The following is a 17111-nucleotide window of genomic DNA, read 5'->3' on the forward strand; positions in this document are numbered from 1 at the left end:
CGGTCGCAAAACCAGCAACCGCATTCTTTCCGAAAGAGTGCGATTGCCGACTTGGGTCTGCTGCGCAGACCAGCGGGAGCAAGCTCCCTCGCCACAGGGGATCAGAGCCAGTAACAAATGCTGGCTCCATTGTGGTCAGCCTTCGAGCTTGCTTTTCAGCAGTTCGTTCACTTGCTGCGGGTTGGCCTTGCCTTTCGAAGCCTTCATGGCCTGACCGACGAAGAAGCCGAACATCTTGCCGCGTTTGGCTTCGTCTGCCGCGCGGTATTGTTCGACCTGCTCGGCATTGGCCGCGAGCATTTCGTCCAGTACCGCCGAGATCGCGCCGGTGTCGGTTACTTGCTTGAGGCCGCGCTTGTCGATGATCTCGTCCGCCGTGCCTTCGCCGTTGGCCATCGCTTCGAACACCACTTTGGCGATCTTGCCGGAGATGGTGTTGTCCTTGATGCGCTGCAGCATGCCGCCCAACAGCTCGGCGGAGACCGGCGAGTCCTCGATGTCCAGGCCTTGCTTGTTGAGCAGGCTGCCCAACTCGACCATCACCCAGTTCGCCGCCAGTTTGGCGTCGCCGCCGATGGCCGCGACTTTCTCGAAGTAGTCCGCTTGCTCACGGCTGGTGGCCAGCACGTTGGCGTCGTAGGCCGACAGACCGAACTGGCTCTGGAAACGCTCGCGCTTTTGCGGTGGCAGTTCCGGCAGAGTGGCGCGCACCTCGCCGAGGAACGACTCTTCGATGACCACCGGCAGCAGGTCCGGATCGGGGAAGTAACGGTAGTCGTTGGCTTCCTCTTTGGAGCGCATCGGACGGGTCTCGTCCTTGTTCGGATCGTACAGACGGGTCTGCTGGATCACTTTGCCGCCGTCTTCGATCAGCTCGATCTGCCGCTGGATCTCGGAGTTGATCGCCTTCTCGATGAAGCGGAACGAGTTGACGTTCTTGATCTCGCAGCGGGTGCCGAATTCGACCTGGCCTTTCGGGCGGACCGAGACGTTGCAGTCGCAACGCAGCGAGCCTTCGGCCATGTTGCCGTCACAGATGCCCAGGTAACGCACCAACGCGTGGATCGCCTTGACGTAAGCCACGGCTTCCTTGGCGCTGCGCATGTCCGGCTCGGAAACGATTTCCAGCAGCGGCGTGCCGGCACGGTTCAGGTCGATGCCGGTGGCACCGTTGAATTCTTCGTGCAGGCTCTTGCCAGCGTCTTCTTCCAGGTGCGCGCGGGTGATGCCGACACGTTTGACCGTGCCGTCTTCCAGGGCGATGTCCAGGTGGCCCTTGCCGACAATCGGCAATTCCATCTGGCTGATCTGGTAGCCCTTCGGCAGGTCCGGATAGAAGTAGTTTTTACGCGCGAACACGTTGTGCTGACCGATCTCGGCGTCAATCGCCAGACCGAACATCACCGCCATGCGTACCGCTTCCTGGTTCAGTACCGGCAATACGCCGGGCATGCCCAGGTCGATCAGGCTGGCCTGGGTGTTCGGCTCGGAGCCGAACTGGGTGGAACTACCGGAAAAGATTTTCGACCGGGTAGTGAGCTGAGTGTGAATCTCCAGCCCGATCACGACTTCCCATTGCATGTGTGTCTCCTCAGAAGCCGGTTGGGGTGCGGGTGTGCCAGTCAGTGTTGAGCTGATACTGGTGCGCAACGTTGAGCAAACGGCCTTCCTGGAAATACGGCGCGAGCAACTGCACGCCCACCGGCAGACCGTCGACAAAACCGGCCGGCATCGACAGGCCCGGCAGGCCCGCGAGGTTGGCGGTGATGGTGTAGACGTCTTCCAGATAGGCAGCGACCGGATCGCTGTTCTTTGCGCCGAGCTTCCAGGCCGGGTTCGGCGTGGTCGGGCCGAGGATGATGTCGACTTCATTGAAGGCCGCCATGAAGTCGTTTTTCACCAGGCGACGGATCTTCTGCGCTTTCAGGTAGTAGGCGTCGTAGTAACCGGCGGACAGCGCGTAGGCGCCGACCATGATCCGGCGCTGCACTTCAGGCCCGAAGCCTTCGCCACGCGAGCGCTTGTACAGGTCGATCAGGTTTTCCGGGTTCTCGCAGCGATGGCCGAAGCGCACGCCGTCGAAACGCGACAGGTTCGAAGAGGCTTCGGCCGGGGCGATCACGTAGTACGCAGGAATCGCGTGCTGCATGTTCGGCAGGCTGATTTCCTTGATCACGGCGCCGAGCTTCTGCAGCTCTTTGATACTGTTCTGGATCAGTTCGGCGATGCGCGGGTCGAGACCGGCGCTGAAGTATTCCTTCGGCACGCCGATGCGCAGGCCTTGCAGCGAAGTGTTGAGACTCGCGGAGTAATCCGGAACCGGCTCATCGATGCTGGTCGAATCGTTCTGATCGAACCCGGCCATACCTTGCAACAAAATCGCGCAGTCTTCGGCGGTGCGCGCCAGCGGGCCGCCCTGATCGAGACTTGAGGCATAAGCGATCATGCCCCAGCGCGATACGCGACCGTAGGTCGGTTTCAGACCGGTGAGGTTGGTGAACGCGGCGGGCTGACGGATCGAACCACCGGTGTCGGTGGCCGTGGCCGCCGGCAACAGGCGCGCGGCAACCGCCGCGGCCGAACCACCGGACGAACCGCCCGGTACGTGTTCCAGGTTCCACGGGTTTTTCACCGCGCCGTACCAGCTCGACTCGTTGGCCGAACCCATGGCGAATTCGTCCATGTTGGTCTTGCCCAGCGTCACGGCGCCGGCAGCCGCCAGTTTCGCAACCACGGTGGCGTCGTATGGCGCTTTAAAGTTGTCGAGCATCTTCGAGCCGCAACTGGTGCGGATGCCCTGGGTGCAGAACAGGTCCTTGTGGGCGATCGGCGCACCGAGCAGGGCGCCGTTCTCACCGTTGGCCCGGCGCGCGTCGGCGGCTTTCGCCTGCTCGAGTGCCAGCTCTTCGGTGAGGCTGATGAAACTGTTGAGCTGCGGATCGAGCTGGGTAATACGCGCCAGCAGGACTTTGGTCAGCTCTTCGGAGGAAAACTTTTTATCGGCGAGACCGCGGGCGATCTCGGCCAGAGTCATTTGATGCATTGCAGGCTCTTTCCCTTTAGTCGATGACTTTCGGAACCAGATACAGGCCGTTTTCGACCGCTGGTGCGATGGACTGATAGGCCTCGCGGTGATTGGTCTCGGTCACGACGTCGGCGCGCAGGCGCTGACTGGCTTCCAGCGGGTGGGCCAAAGGCTCGATACCGTCGGTATCGACGGCCTGCATTTCGTCGACCAGCCCGAGAATGCTGTTGAGGGCGGAAGTAATGTGCGGAAGATCGGCATCATTCAGGCCAAGGCAGGCCAGATGTGCGATTTTTTCCACGTCGGAGCGTTCTAGCGCCATCGGGATTCTCCAGTGGAAAACAGAACGGACGGCGTCCGTGTGTTAGATTGTCGGAACACTACCGCACTTCTACGGTCATAAGGCCGCGATTGTGGGGCTTGGTGCACAGAAAAGCGGCCAATTTAACATATTGGCGCCTTGCCCAAAATCCCTGTCGTTGTTAGAGTTTGCCGCACTTTTTTACCCACGCGTTGCCTAGGGTCCCTTTCCCATGTTCAAGAAACTGCGTGGCATGTTTTCCAGCGATCTTTCCATTGACCTGGGCACTGCCAACACCCTTATTTACGTGCGCGAGCGCGGTATCGTCCTGAATGAGCCATCGGTTGTGGCCATTCGGACACACGGTAACCAGAAAAGTGTCGTCGCTGTCGGCACCGAAGCCAAGCGCATGCTCGGCCGTACGCCGGGCAACATTGCTGCCATTCGTCCGATGAAGGACGGCGTGATTGCCGACTTCAGCGTCTGCGAAAAGATGCTGCAATACTTTATCAACAAGGTTCACGAAAACAGCTTTCTGCAGCCCAGCCCTCGTGTGCTGATCTGCGTTCCATGCAAATCCACCCAGGTTGAGCGTCGTGCCATCCGTGAATCGGCCCTTGGTGCCGGTGCCCGTGAAGTGTTCCTGATCGAAGAGCCGATGGCCGCTGCGATCGGTGCCGGCCTGCCGGTTGAAGAAGCCCGTGGCTCGATGGTCGTCGATATCGGCGGTGGTACCACCGAAATCGCGCTGATCTCCCTGAACGGTGTGGTCTATGCCGAATCCGTCCGCGTGGGCGGCGACCGCTTCGACGAAGCGATCATTACCTACGTGCGCCGCAACTACGGCAGCCTGATCGGTGAATCGACTGCCGAGCGCATCAAGCAGGAAATCGGTACGGCCTACCCGGGCGGCGAAGTTCGCGAAGTCGACGTTCGCGGTCGCAACCTGGCCGAAGGCGTTCCACGCGCATTCACCCTGAACTCCAATGAAGTGCTGGAAGCTCTGCAAGAGTCCCTGGCAACCATCGTTCAGGCCGTGAAAAGCGCCCTGGAGCAATCGCCGCCGGAACTGGCTTCCGACATCGCCGAGCGTGGTCTGGTGCTGACCGGTGGTGGCGCGCTGCTGCGTGACCTCGACAAGTTGCTGGCCCAGGAAACCGGTCTGCCGGTGATCGTTGCCGAAGACCCACTGACCTGCGTTGCTCGCGGCGGTGGCCGTGCATTGGAAATGATGGACAAACACACCATGGACCTGCTCTCCAGCGAATAAGCGCTGGCTTGCAATACGTGGGTGAGCGCACAGGCAGCACTTTGCAGTGCTGCCTGTTGGCGTTTATCTTCTGTCAGTCTTCATCCAGGCCGGTTTGATGCCGTATGAATAAACAGAACATTTGCCTGGGAGGAGCGGCTTATTAAACCGCTTTTCGCCAAGGGCCCTTCGTTGGGTGTGCGCCTGTTGGTGCTGGCCGTGCTGTCGGTCGCGCTGATGGTGGTCGATGCCCGCTTCGACCTGCTCAAACCCGCGCGCAAACAAGCGTCGCTGGTGTTGATGGACGCCTACTGGATCACCGACCTGCCCGGACGGCTGTGGGAAGGCATCGCCAGTCAGTTCGGTAGCCGCACCGAGCTGGTCGCTGAAAACGAAAAACTCAAGACCGAAAACCTGCTGTTGCAGGGCCGCATGCAGAAGCTTGCCGCCCTCACCGAGCAGAACGTTCGGCTACGCGAGTTGCTGAACTCCTCCGCACTGGTCAACGAAAAGGTCGAAGTGGCCGAGTTGATCGGCATGGACCCCAATCCCTTCACCCATCGCATTATCATCAATAAGGGTGAGCGCGATGGTGTGGTGCTGGGGCAGCCGGTGCTCGACGCACGCGGGCTGATGGGCCAGGTGGTCGAGTTGATGCCGTACACCTCCCGTGTGCTGCTGCTGACCGACACCACGCACAGCATTCCCGTCCAGGTGAACCGTAACGGTCTGCGGGCGATTGCCAGCGGCACCGGCAACCCGGAACGTCTGGAACTGCGTCACGTCGCCGACACCGCTGACATCAAGGAAGGCGATCTGCTGGTCAGCTCCGGCCTCGGTCAGCGCTTCCCGGCCGGCTATCCGGTGGCAACGGTGAAGGAAGTCATCCACGACTCCGGTCAGCCTTTCGCGATTGTCCGTGCGGTACCGACCGCTGCGTTGAACCGTAGCCGTTATCTGCTGCTGGTATTCAGCGACAACCGCACCGCCGAAGAGCGCGCCAACGATGCGGCGCAGGCTCAGGAAAATCTTGATGCACAGGGCGGTGGACCGGTGATTCCGGCCACGGTGCCGAAAACCGTGACACCGCCTGCAGCGGTGCCTGCGCCGGCCGCGACCGCCACGCCGGCAGTCACTGCCACGCCGGCCAACCCGGCCGCCGGCAAACCGCCTGCCAAACCATCAGCAGCCACGCCCGCGAATAGCCGGCCTGCAGCGTCCCAGCCGGCGGTTCGACCAGCGGCCAAACCGCCTGTCACCACGCCGGCCAACACCGGGAGACAAGAATAATGGTCGGGGCTACCGCTTCGCGTAACGGTTGGATGGTCTGGCTGACGTTTCTCATCGGCCTGCTGCTCAGTGTGTCGCCGATGCCGCAATTCATGGAGATCCTGCGCCCGCTGTGGCTGGCGCTGCTCCTGGCGTTCTGGGCTTTGGCCCTGCCGCAAACGGTCGGCATGGTTACCGCGTTTTGCCTGGGACTGGCCGAAGACGTGCTGTACGGCACGCTGCTTGGGCAGAACGCGTTGATCCTGACGCTGATCACCTTCCTGGTGCTGTCGTTGCAGCAGCGTCTGCGGATGTTCCCGATGTGGCAGCAATGCCTGGTGATCCTGGTGATCTTCGGCCTCGCTCAGCTGGTTCAACTGTGGCTCAGCGCGCTGACCGGCAACCGCCAGCCAACGCTGGCACTGGTGCTGCCGGCATTGACCAGCGCGTTGCTCTGGCCCTGGGTCAGCTTCGCTTTGCGTGGATTGCGCCGGCGCTACAAAATCAACTGATTCGGTCAGGCATGTGCCCGCACCTCGACAAGGGAGATGTCTTGATGAAGCCGCTTTACCTCGCCTCTGGTTCGCCGCGCCGGCGTGAATTGCTCACGCAGATCGGCGTGCCGTTCTCCGCCATCAGCGCGGAAATCGACGAAACCCCGCTTGCCGAAGAATCGCCTTCGGCCTATGTCGAGCGCCTGGCGCGTGGCAAGGCCGAGGCCGGTCGACGCGCGCTCGCCTGCGACGCGGCGTTTTGCGTACTGGGGGCGGACACTGCCGTGGTGCTCGACGGTAAAATTCTTGGCAAACCGGTGGACGAAGCCGACGCATGCGCCATGCTGATGATGTTGTCCGGCAAGGAGCATGAAGTGCTGACCGCCATCGCTGTGCTGGAAGGCCAGCGTTGCGAGTCGCGCGTGGTGCGCAGTCTGGTGCGCTTCCGCCCGATCAGCCGCGAAGAGGCTGCGGCCTACTGGGCCAGTGGCGAACCTCGGGACAAGGCTGGCGGTTATGGCATTCAGGGCCTCGGCGCGGTGTTTGTCGCCGGGCTCAATGGCAGCTATTCGGCGGTGGTCGGGCTGCCGGTTTGCGAAACCGCAGAACTGTTGGGCCATTTCGGCATACCCTGTTGGCAAAACCTGAACGCGCAATGAGCGTCGTATGGATCAAGATGCGGCCATTATCGTGAACATGCCTGAACGAGACCCTGCCATGAGTGAAGAGATTCTGATCAACATCACGCCGATGGAATCGCGCGTGGCGGTGGTCGAAAACGGTGTGCTGCAAGAAGTCCACGTCGAGCGCACGCAAAAACGCGGGATCGTCGGCAACATCTATAAAGGCAAGATCGTCAGGGTGCTGCCGGGCATGCAGGCGGCATTTGTCGATATCGGTCTGGACCGTGCGGCATTCATTCACGCCTCGGAAATTTCCCTGCGCGAGGGCCCGGCGGTGGAAAGCATCAGCGCGCTGGTGCATGAAGGCCAGAGCCTGGTGGTGCAAGTCACCAAGGATCCGATCGGTTCGAAAGGCGCGCGTTTGACCACTCAGCTGTCGATCCCGTCGCGCTACCTGGTGTACATGCCGCGCACCGCCCATGTCGGCATTTCCCTGAAGATCGAAGATGAAGCCGAGCGCGAGCGCCTCAAGCAGGTGGTCAGCGATTGCGTGGCCAAGGAAGGGATCAAGGAGGCCGGTGGCTTCATCCTGCGTACCGCCGCCGAAGGCGCCGGCGCCGATGAAATCCTCATGGACATCCGCTACCTGCGGCGCCTGTGGGACCAGATCAACGCGCAGATCCAGACCATCGGCGCACCGAGCGTGATCTACGAGGACCTCGGTCTGGCGCTGCGTACCCTGCGCGATCTGGTCAGCCCGAAGATCGAGAAAATCCGCATCGACTCCCGGGAAACCTTTCAGAAAACCACGCAGTTTGTCGCCGAACTGATGCCGGAAATCGCCGATCGTCTGGAACACTACCCGGGCGAGCGACCGATTTTCGACCTGTATGGCGTCGAAGACGAAATCCAGAAAGCCCTTGAACGCAAAGTGCCGCTCAAGTCCGGTGGTTATCTGGTGGTCGATCCGGCGGAAGCCATGACCACCATCGACGTCAACACCGGGGCCTTCGTCGGTCATCGCAACCTTGAAGAAACCATCTTCAAGACCAACCTCGAAGCCGCCACCGCGATTGCCCGGCAGATGCGCCTGCGCAATCTGGGCGGGATCATTATCATCGACTTCATCGACATGGAAGATGAAGAGCACCAGCGCCAAGTGCTGCGTACCCTGGAAAAACAGCTGGAGCGCGATCACGCCAAGACCAACATCATCGGCATCACCGAGTTGGGCCTGGTGCAGATGACGCGCAAGCGTACCCGCGAAAGTCTCGAGCAAGTGCTGTGCGAGCCGTGCAGCAGCTGTCAGGGGCGCGGCAAGCTGAAGACTGCGGAAACCATCTGTTACGAGATCTTCCGCGAAATTCTGCGCGAGGCCCGCGCCTATCAGGCCGAGGGGTACCGGGTGTTGGCGAACCAGAAAGTGGTGGATCGCCTGCTCGATGAAGAATCCGGTAACGTCGCCGAGCTTGAAGGTTTCATCGGTCGCACCATACGCTTTCAGGTCGAAACCATGTATTCCCAGGAACAATATGATGTGGTGCTGCTCTGATCCCCTGCAGCACATTTAATCCACAACGGCTGGCCTCAGCTTTTCGCAGTTTTTTCGCCATGGGAGCCAACTGACATGGAGCGTCTGACACGCATTTTGGCCGCACTCACCCGCTGGGGACTGGGCCTGTGCGCGTTGGTTCTGGTGTTGTTGGCGTTGTACGTCAGCCTCGGTCGGGAATTGACGCCGCTGGTGGCGGAGTACCGCACCGACATCGAAGACAAGGCCAGTGCCGCGCTCGGCATGCCGTTGCAGATCGGCGAACTGGAAGGTGACTGGAGCGGATTTGCACCGATCCTGCTGGCCCATGACGTGATGGTCGGTGACGGCGCGAATGCCTTGCGTCTGGACCGGGTACGTGTGGTGCCGGATCTCTGGGGCAGCCTGCTGGCGCGCGAAGTGCGTATCGCCCATCTGGAATTGAACGGTCTGAAAATCAGCGTCAAGGAAGCGCAGGACGGCACATGGTCGCTGGAAGGCCTGCCGGTGCAGAACGACCAGCCGCTTGATCCCGAACAATTGTTCAAGCGCTCGCAGATCGTTCAGCAATTGTCGGTGCTCGACAGTCAGGTGACCGTGCAGCCGCTGGACCATGCGCCGATGACCTTCACCTACGTCGGCCTCAATCTGAAAACCGGCAGCAGCCGGCAGCGCCTCGACGCTCGTCTGACTTTGCCCGACGGGCAGCCGATGGCGATGAGCCTGCGTACACGGATTCGCCCCTCCCGACTGCCGGACAGCTCGGTGGAAGGCTATGTCAGCCTGCCGCAAAGCGACTGGTCGAAGTGGTTGCCCGAGCGTTTGACCCAGCAATGGAATTTTTCCGAGATCAAGGCGGGCGGCGAGTTGTGGGTGAACTGGAACGACGGCGCCCTGCAAAGCGCCGCTGTCCGTTTGAACGCACCGCAGGTGACCGGCGCTTATGCCGAGCGCAAGCCGATCAAGATCAGCAATCTGGCGCTCAATGGCTATTACCAGCGCGACGATGACGGCGCCACCGTTACGCTTGATTCGCTGGCGATGAGTTTTGGCGAAACCCGCTGGGAAACCCACGTGCAGCTCAAGCAGACGGCAGCCACTGATACAGTCGACGAGCTGTGGCATCTGCAGGCTGACCGCCTCGATTTGCAGCCGATCACACCGTTGCTGAATGCACTGGGGCCGCTGCCTGAAGGCTTCGCCACGGTTGTCGACCACCTGAAAGTGACCGGCGGGTTGCGCAACGTGTTGCTGGATTTTCGCCCCAACGCTACCGATGGCTCGAAATTCGGCTTCGCGGCCAATCTGGATAAAGTCGGGTTCGACGCCTATCACGGCGCCCCGGCGGCGCGAAACGTCAGTGGCAGCCTCAGCGGCAACCTCGACGGCGGCGAGCTGCGCCTGGACAGCAAGGATTTCGTCCTGCACCTCGACCCGATCTTCGCCAAGCCATGGCAATACATTCAGGCCAATGCCCGACTGACCTGGAAGCTCGATAAAGAAGGTTTCACCCTGATCGCGCCTTACCTGAAAGTGCTGGGCGAGGAGGGCAAGATTGCCGGCGATTTCCTGATCCGCCTGCACTTCGACCATAGCCAGGAAGACTACATGGACCTGCGCGTCGGGCTGGTCGATGGCGACGGTCGCTACACCGCCAAATACCTGCCCGAAGTCTTGAGTCCGGCCCTCGACGAGTGGCTGCGCACGGCGATCCTCAAAGGCGCGGTGGACCAGGGTTTTTTCCAGTATCAGGGTTCGCTGAGCAAAAATGCCAAGGATGTCGATCGCAGCATCAGCCTGTTCTTCAAGGTGCATGACGCCGAGCTGGCGTTCCAGCCAGGCTGGCCGCACGTGAGCAAGGTCAGTGGCGACGTGTTCATCGAGGACAGCGGCGTGCGCATCGTGGCCGACAAGGGGCAGTTGCTCGACACTCAGGTCAGCGATGTTTTCGTCAACATTCCCCATGTCCCGGCGGGGCAGCATACGCATCTGTTCCTCGACGGCGGGTTTGCCGGTGGGTTGGGTGATGGCCTGAAAATTCTCCAGACTGCACCGATCGGCACTGGCGAAACGTTTGCCGGCTGGGAAGGCGAGGGCGATCTGCAGGGCAAGGTCAAACTCGATATCCCGCTGGAAAAGGGCGATTTGCCGAAGATCCTCGTCGACTTCAAGACTGCCAATGCGCGCTTGAAACTGGCAGAGCCGAAACTTGAGCTGAGCCAGCTCAAAGGCGATTTCCGTTTCGACAGCGCCAAGGGGTTGAGTGGGCAGAACATCGCCGCCAAGGCTTTTGACAAGCCGGTGACCGCGCAGATTTTCGCGGATGGCAGCCCGGGCAAGCTCAAGACGCGGGTCTCGGCTTCCGGGCAGGTCGAGGTCAAGAAACTCACTGACTGGCTGGGCGTGACTCAACCGTTGCCGGTGTCTGGGACCCTTCCCTATCAGTTGCAGGTCAACCTCGACGGCACTGACAGTCAACTGACGGTCAGTTCCAGCATGAAAGGCGTCGCGGTGGATCTGCCGGCGCCGTTCGGCATGTCGGCCCAGCAAGGGCGTGACACGGTGTTCCGCATGAGCTTGCAAGGTCCGGAGCGGCGTTTTTGGGTCAGTTACGATCAACTGGCCAGCTTCACCTTCGCCGCACCGCCGAGCAATTTCGCCGATGGTCGTGGCGAGCTGTTTCTCGGTACTGGCGACGCAGTCCTGCCGGACGCCAAAGGCCTGCGCATTCGCGGTGTGCTGTCGGAGCTGGACGTCGCGCCGTGGCAGGACCTGGTCAATAAATACGCCGGTAACGACCCGGGTGGCAGCGCCAAGCAATTACTCAACAGTGCCGACTTCAAGGTGGGCAAGCTCACCGCTTTCGGCACCACCCTCGATCAGGCGGCAGTTCAGGTCAATCGCAAACCGTGGGCGTGGAATCTGGCACTCGACAGCCAGCAGGCCAAAGGCTCGGCCAGTCTTCCCGATGCCAAGGGCGCACCGATCGCGGTCAATCTGCAATACGTGCGGCTGCCGGCACCGGATCCGACGGTGCAGGCCGACGAGAACTCGCCTGATCCGCTGGTTTCCGTCGACCCGACGAAGATTCCCGCGCTGGACATCACCATCAATCAATTGTTTCTCGGCGCGGATCTGGTGGGCGGCTGGTCGCTCAAGGTACGGCCAACGGCCAAAGGCCTCGCCCTGAACAATATGGACATGGGCCTCAAGGGCATCCTGTTGCAAGGCAATGGCGGCTGGGAAGGTACCCCGGGTTCGACCAACAGCTGGTTCAAAGGCCGGGCCAGCGGCAAAAACCTCGCTGATGTGCTCAAGGGCTGGGGTTTTGCGCCGAGCGTGACCAGTGAAGAATTCCACATGGACGTCGATGGCCGCTGGCCGGGATCGCCGGCGTGGCTGGCGACCAAGCGTTTCTCCGGCACGCTGGATGCCTCGCTGAATAAAGGTCAGTTCGTTGAAGTGGAGGGCGGCGCGCAGGCGTTGCGGGTGTTCGGTCTGCTCAACTTCAACTCCATTGGGCGCCGTCTGCGTCTGGACTTCTCCGACTTGTTTGGCAAAGGCTTGAGCTACGACCGGGTCAAGGGTCTGTTGGTGGCAAACAACGGCGTGTATGTCACCCGCGAGCCGATTCGGCTGACCGGTCCTTCAAGCAATCTTGAGCTGGACGGTACGCTGGATCTGGTTGGCGATCAGGTCGATGCAAAATTGTTGGTGACCTTGCCGGTGACCAACAATCTGCCGATCGCCGCGCTGATTGTCGGCGCGCCAGCGGTCGGCGGGGCATTGTTCCTCATCGACAAGCTGATCGGTGACCGCGTGGCACGCTTCGCCAGCGTCAAATACACCGTCAAGGGCCCGTGGAAAGAGCCGAAAATCACCTTCGACAAGCCTTTTTGAGTAGCATGAGGCTTTTCCCCGTGTAGGAGCTGCCGCAGGCTGTGATCTTTAGATCTGGTTTTTAAAAGCACAATCAAAAGATCGCAGCCTGCGGCAGCTCCTGCAGTGATAAGTGGACTCCCTGTCAGGAAGCGGCCATGTCTTTAGCGGTGATTCAAATGGTCAGCCAGAGCGATGTGCTGGCCAATCTGGCGCAGGCCCGACGCCTGCTTGAGCAGGCGGCAATCGGTGGCGCGAAGCTGGCAGTGCTGCCGGAAAACTTCGCCGCCATGGGCCGTCGTGACATTGCCGACATCGGTAGGGCCGAAGCGCTCGGCGAAGGCCCGATCCTGCCATGGTTGAAACAGACCGCTCGCGACCTCAAGTTATGGATAGTGGCCGGCACCTTGCCGTTGCCGCCGCTCGGGCAACCGGACGCCAAGTCTCACGCCTGCTCGCTGCTGGTCAATGATCAGGGTGATACCGTTGCACGGTATGACAAGTTGCACCTGTTCGATGTCGATGTGGCGGACAATCGCGGGCGGTATCGCGAATCCGATGACTATGCTTATGGCAGTGGCGTGGTGGTGGCGGACACACCGGTCGGCCGAGTCGGCCTGACCGTGTGCTACGACCTGCGCTTTCCGGAGTTGTACAGCGAATTGCGCGCCGCCGGTGCCGAGTTGATCACCGCCCCGTCGGCCTTCACCGCAGTGACCGGTGCGGCGCATTGGGATGTGCTGATTCGCGCCCGGGCCATCGAGACGCAGTGTTATGTATTGGCGGCAGCGCAGGGCGGGACTCACCCGGGACCGCGTGAAACCTTCGGTCATGCGGCGATTGTCGATCCGTGGGGCCGTGTGCTGGCGCATCAGGATCAAGGCGAGGCGGTATTGTTGGCCGCACGCGACAGTGATGAACAAGCGTCTATCAGGGCGCGAATGCCGGTGACGAGTCATCGGCGGTTTTTCTCGCAGGGCGCCCAGCGGCCTGCTTCAGAACATGAATTTAAGGCGTAAACCTATGAGCGAGTTGTTGTCCTCAGTCAGCGATCACCTGTTGGCGCCCGGCGGCGTGACCATCGAGAGCCTGCAAGGTGTGCTCGGCGATCTGGCCGGCCCGGGCATCGATGCTGCCGATCTGTATTTCCAGGGCCAGATCTCTGAGTCGTGGTCGCTGGAAGACGGTATCGTCAAGGAAGGCAGCTTCAACCTCGACCAAGGTGTTGGCGTGCGTGCGCAGTCCGGCGAGAAAACCGGTTTTGCCTACAGCAACGCGATCACCCTCGAAGCCCTGGGCGCTGCGGCCCGTGCCGCCCGCTCGATCTCCCGCGCCGGGCAGAACGGCACGGTGCAGGCGTTCAGCACTCAGGATGTCGCGCAGTTGTATGCGCCGGACAATCCGCTGGAAGTGCTGAGCCGCGCCGAGAAAGTCGAGCTGCTCAAGCGCATCGACGTCGCTACCCGCGCTCTTGATCCACGGATTCAACAGGTCAGCGTGAGTATGGCCGGGGTCTGGGAAAGGATTCTGGTGGCGTCCACCGACGGTGGCCTGGCTGCTGACGTGCGTCCGCTGGTGCGTTTCAACGTCAGCGTGATCGTCGAGCAGAATGGTCGTCGCGAGCGCGGCGGGCATGGCGGTGGCGGGCGTACCGATTACCGCTATTTCCTCGCCGAAGACCGCGCCATGGGCTATGCCCGTGAGGCGCTGCGTCAGGCGCTGGTGAACCTGGAAGCGATTCCGGCACCGGCCGGTACCTTGCCTGTCGTCCTCGGTTCGGGTTGGTCCGGCGTGCTTCTGCACGAAGCGGTCGGCCACGGTCTGGAGGGGGATTTCAACCGCAAGGGCAGTTCGGCCTACAGCGGGCGGATGGGTGAAATGGTCGCTTCCAAACTCTGCACCATTGTCGATGATGGCACGTTGAGCGGCCGTCGCGGTTCGCTGAGCGTCGATGACGAAGGCACTCCGACCGAGTGCACCACGCTGATCGAGAACGGTGTGCTCAAGGGTTACATGCAGGACAAGCTCAACGCGCGCCTGATGGGGGTAGCCCGTACCGGCAACGGTCGTCGTGAGTCATACGCGCATCTGCCGATGCCGCGCATGACCAACACCTACATGCTCGGAGGCGAGAGCGATCCGGCGGAAATCATCGCATCGGTGAAGAAAGGTATCTACTGCGCCAATCTTGGCGGCGGTCAGGTCGACATTACCAGCGGCAAGTTCGTGTTCTCCACCAGCGAGGCGTACCTGATCGAGGACGGCAAGATCACCGCACCGGTCAAGGGCGCGACGTTGATCGGCAATGGTCCCGAGGCGATGAGCCGAGTGTCGATGGTCGGTAACGATCTGGCGCTGGACAGCGGTGTGGGCACGTGCGGCAAGGACGGGCAGTCGGTACCGGTGGGTGTCGGTCAGCCGACGCTGAAGATCGATGCGATTACCGTGGGTGGCACGGGCGCATAAAAAAACCAGCTGTAGGAGCTGCCGCAGGCTGCGATCTTTGTTTTTACAAGATCAAAAGATCGCAGCCTTCGGCAGCTCCTACAGGAGCGAGATATCAACGCAGACCGCGTTGCGTATCGTCCAGCTCACGGATGTACTTGAAGATCTTGCGGCTGGAAGCAGGAGGTTTGTTGTGTGCAACCTCGTGCTGAGCCTGACGGATCAGCGAACGCAGTTGCTGGCGATCGGCATCGGGGTATTCGACGACGAATTTCTCCAGCACGGCATCGTCACCGGCGATCAGCCGGTCACGCCAGCGTTCGAGATTGTGGAAACGCTCGTTGTACTGACGGGTGGAGGCATCGAGTTGATCGAGCAGGACCAGAATCGCGTCAGTGTCCTGATCGCGCATCAGTTTGCCGATGAACTGCAGGTGCCGTTTACGCGCGATGTTCGCGGTGTGCTTCGGCGCATCGGCCAAGGCCCGGCGCAACGCGTCGGTCAATGGCAGTTTTGCCTGCAAGTCGGGCTTGAGTGTTGTAAGGCGCTCGCCAAGGTCAACCAGAGCATGCAGCTCGCGTTTGACCTGAGATTTGCTTTTTTCTCCCGTATCGAGGGAGTCGTCGTAAGAATCAACCATGGTGGCAGTCCGCAAAGAAACGCCGCCATGATAACCAGTCGGGGGCCGCTTGTCCGGCCCGGTCGCTCGATGACCCCAGCCGAAAGCAGAATTTGAGTGGAGATGAGCATGAGTGCAGTTCAAAGCGTCGGCCCGCAAGCATTGCCGGCACTGCAGGAACAGGTCGAGCAGATCATCGCCGAAGCCAAGCGTCAGGGCGCCAGTGCCTGCGAAGTTGCGGTGTCGCTGGAGCAGGGTTTGTCGACCTCGGTGCGTCAGCGTGAGGTCGAGACGGTCGAGTTCAATCGCGACCAGGGCTTTGGCATCACCCTGTACGTCGGCCAGCGCAAAGGCTCGGCCAGCACCTCCGCCACCGGGCCGGATGCGATTCGTGAAACCGTTGCTGCCGCACTGGCGATCGCCAAACACACCTCTGAAGACGAAGCCTCGGGCCTCGCCGATGCCGCGCTGATGGCCAGGGATGTGCAGGATTTCGACCTGTTCCACGAATGGGACATCACCCCGGAGCAGGCGATCGAGAAGGCGTTGCTCTGTGAAGCCGCCGCATTCGACGCCGATGCGCGAATCAAGAACGCCGACGGCACCACCCTCAGCACCCATCAGGGCTGCCGCGTGTATGGCAACAGCCACGGTTTCATCGGCGGCTACGCGTCGACCCGGCACAGCCTGAGCTGCGTGATGATCGCCGAAGCCGATGGCCAGATGCAGCGCGATTATTGGTATGACGTCAACCGTCAGGGCAGCCTGCTGGCGGATCCGGTGAGCATCGGCCAGCGTGCCGCGCAACGGGCCGCGAGCCGTCTGGGCGCGCGTCCGGTGCCGACCTGCGAAGTGCCGGTGCTGTTTTCCGCCGAACTGGCGGGCGGCTTGTTCGGCAGCTTTCTGTCAGCGGTCTCCGGCGGCAGTCTGTATCGCAAATCGTCGTTCCTCGAAGGCACGCTGGGGCAGAAGCTGTTTCCGGAATGGCTGACCATCGATGAGCGTCCACATCTGATGCGCGCCATGGGCAGTGCGTCTTACGACGGTGATGGCTTGGCCACCTACGCCAAACCGTTCGTCGAAAAGGGCGAATTGGTGTCGTACATCCTCGGCACGTACTCCGGGCGCAAACTCGGCATGCCAAGTACCGCTAACGCGGGGGGCGTGCATAACCTGTTCGTGACGCATGGTGATGAAGACCAGGCGGCGCTGTTGAAACGCATGGGTCGTGGCTTGCTGGTTACCGAATTGATGGGTCATGGCTTGAACATGGTCACCGGCGATTATTCGCGCGGAGCGGCGGGGTTCTGGGTCGAGAATGGCGAAATCCAGTTCGCCGTGCAGGAAGTGACCATCGCCGGCAACATGCGCGACATGTTCAAACAGATCGTCGCCGTCGGTAATGATCTGGAGCTGCGCAGCAATATTCGCACGGGCTCTGTGTTGATCGAGCGGATGACTGTGGCGGGCAGCTAAAACCCGGCGGTTACAAAAAGGCGCGCCACCCAATCGGGTGGCGCGCCTTTTTTCTTGGCTCGACACAAAACCTTGTGGGAGCGAGCCTGCTCGCGAAAGCGATTTAACAGCCGACCGCAGCGGTGACTGACACGACGCCTTCGCGAGCAGGCTCGCTCCCACAATGAAGTTTGTGTAACCAAGCGCTCTTGTTTTGGTTC

Annotated in this window: 13 protein-coding genes; 9 read left to right on the top strand and 4 right to left on the bottom strand. The window is 61.2% G+C overall.

The window, feature by feature from the left end; all coding sequences use genetic code 11:
- Positions 1–135: 135 nt before the first annotated feature.
- From gatB to gatC, 3 genes are read right to left on the bottom strand one after another with little or no spacing between them, the layout of a single operon-like run.
- On the bottom strand, positions 136–1581 hold the full coding sequence (gene gatB, locus ACM6HV_RS25165; protein WP_103521629.1) for an Asp-tRNA(Asn)/Glu-tRNA(Gln) amidotransferase subunit GatB: 1446 nt from the start codon (positions 1579–1581) through the stop codon (positions 136–138).
- Between the two features lie 10 nt (positions 1582–1591).
- A complete protein-coding gene (gene gatA, locus ACM6HV_RS25170) occupies positions 1592–3043 on the bottom strand; it encodes an Asp-tRNA(Asn)/Glu-tRNA(Gln) amidotransferase subunit GatA (RefSeq protein WP_414905560.1) in 1452 nt (483 codons plus the stop codon).
- A 16-nt stretch (positions 3044–3059) separates the two neighbouring features.
- Positions 3060–3347, bottom strand: coding sequence for an Asp-tRNA(Asn)/Glu-tRNA(Gln) amidotransferase subunit GatC (gene gatC / locus ACM6HV_RS25175; RefSeq protein ID WP_003221657.1), 288 nt, complete (start codon positions 3345–3347; stop codon positions 3060–3062).
- A 211-nt stretch (positions 3348–3558) separates the two neighbouring features.
- On the opposite strand from gatC, the gene mreB reads away from it, so the two are divergent.
- From mreB to tldD, 8 genes are all read left to right on the top strand, one after another.
- Complete coding sequence (gene mreB / locus ACM6HV_RS25180) at positions 3559–4596, top strand: rod shape-determining protein MreB (RefSeq protein ID WP_002555108.1); 1038 nt, start codon at positions 3559–3561, stop codon at positions 4594–4596.
- Between the two features lie 141 nt (positions 4597–4737).
- Complete coding sequence (mreC, locus tag ACM6HV_RS25185; RefSeq protein WP_414905625.1) at positions 4738–5865, top strand: rod shape-determining protein MreC; 1128 nt, start codon at positions 4738–4740, stop codon at positions 5863–5865.
- A complete protein-coding gene (mreD, locus tag ACM6HV_RS25190; protein ID WP_003221660.1) occupies positions 5865–6356 on the top strand; it encodes a rod shape-determining protein MreD in 492 nt (163 codons plus the stop codon). Before mreC ends, mreD begins: the two co-directional genes overlap by 1 nt.
- A gap of 44 nt (positions 6357–6400) precedes the next feature.
- Positions 6401–6997, top strand: a complete 597-nt coding sequence (locus ACM6HV_RS25195) for a Maf-like protein (protein ID WP_145597358.1) — start codon at positions 6401–6403, stop codon at positions 6995–6997.
- Positions 6998–7055: 58 nt separating this feature from the next.
- Complete coding sequence (rng, locus tag ACM6HV_RS25200; RefSeq protein ID WP_414905561.1) at positions 7056–8513, top strand: ribonuclease G; 1458 nt, start codon at positions 7056–7058, stop codon at positions 8511–8513.
- 75 nt (positions 8514–8588) lie between these two features.
- On the top strand, positions 8589–12392 hold the full coding sequence (locus tag ACM6HV_RS25205) for a YhdP family protein (RefSeq protein ID WP_414905562.1): 3804 nt from the start codon (positions 8589–8591) through the stop codon (positions 12390–12392).
- A 137-nt stretch (positions 12393–12529) separates the two neighbouring features.
- Entirely contained in the window at positions 12530–13390 is an 861-nt protein-coding gene (locus ACM6HV_RS25210) for a carbon-nitrogen hydrolase family protein (RefSeq protein ID WP_414905563.1), read from the top strand.
- 4 nt (positions 13391–13394) lie between these two features.
- Positions 13395–14837 (top strand): metalloprotease TldD, encoded by a 1443-nt coding sequence (gene tldD / locus ACM6HV_RS25215; RefSeq protein WP_007961588.1) that lies wholly within the window; start codon positions 13395–13397, stop codon positions 14835–14837.
- Positions 14838–14931: 94 nt separating this feature from the next.
- Here tldD and yjgA read toward each other — a convergent pair whose 3' ends face one another.
- Positions 14932–15456 (bottom strand): ribosome biogenesis factor YjgA, encoded by a 525-nt coding sequence (yjgA, locus tag ACM6HV_RS25220; protein ID WP_007961589.1) that lies wholly within the window; start codon positions 15454–15456, stop codon positions 14932–14934.
- Between the two features lie 108 nt (positions 15457–15564).
- Between yjgA and pmbA the strand changes: the two genes are divergently transcribed.
- A complete protein-coding gene (gene pmbA, locus ACM6HV_RS25225) occupies positions 15565–16911 on the top strand; it encodes a metalloprotease PmbA (RefSeq protein ID WP_027610838.1) in 1347 nt (448 codons plus the stop codon).
- Positions 16912–17111: the final 200 nt, after the last annotated feature.

The sequence above is a fragment of the Pseudomonas sp. IT-P260 genome, assembly GCF_949768395.1.
In the GTDB taxonomy this organism is placed as follows: Bacteria; Pseudomonadota; Gammaproteobacteria; order Pseudomonadales; family Pseudomonadaceae; genus Aquipseudomonas; species Aquipseudomonas parakoreensis.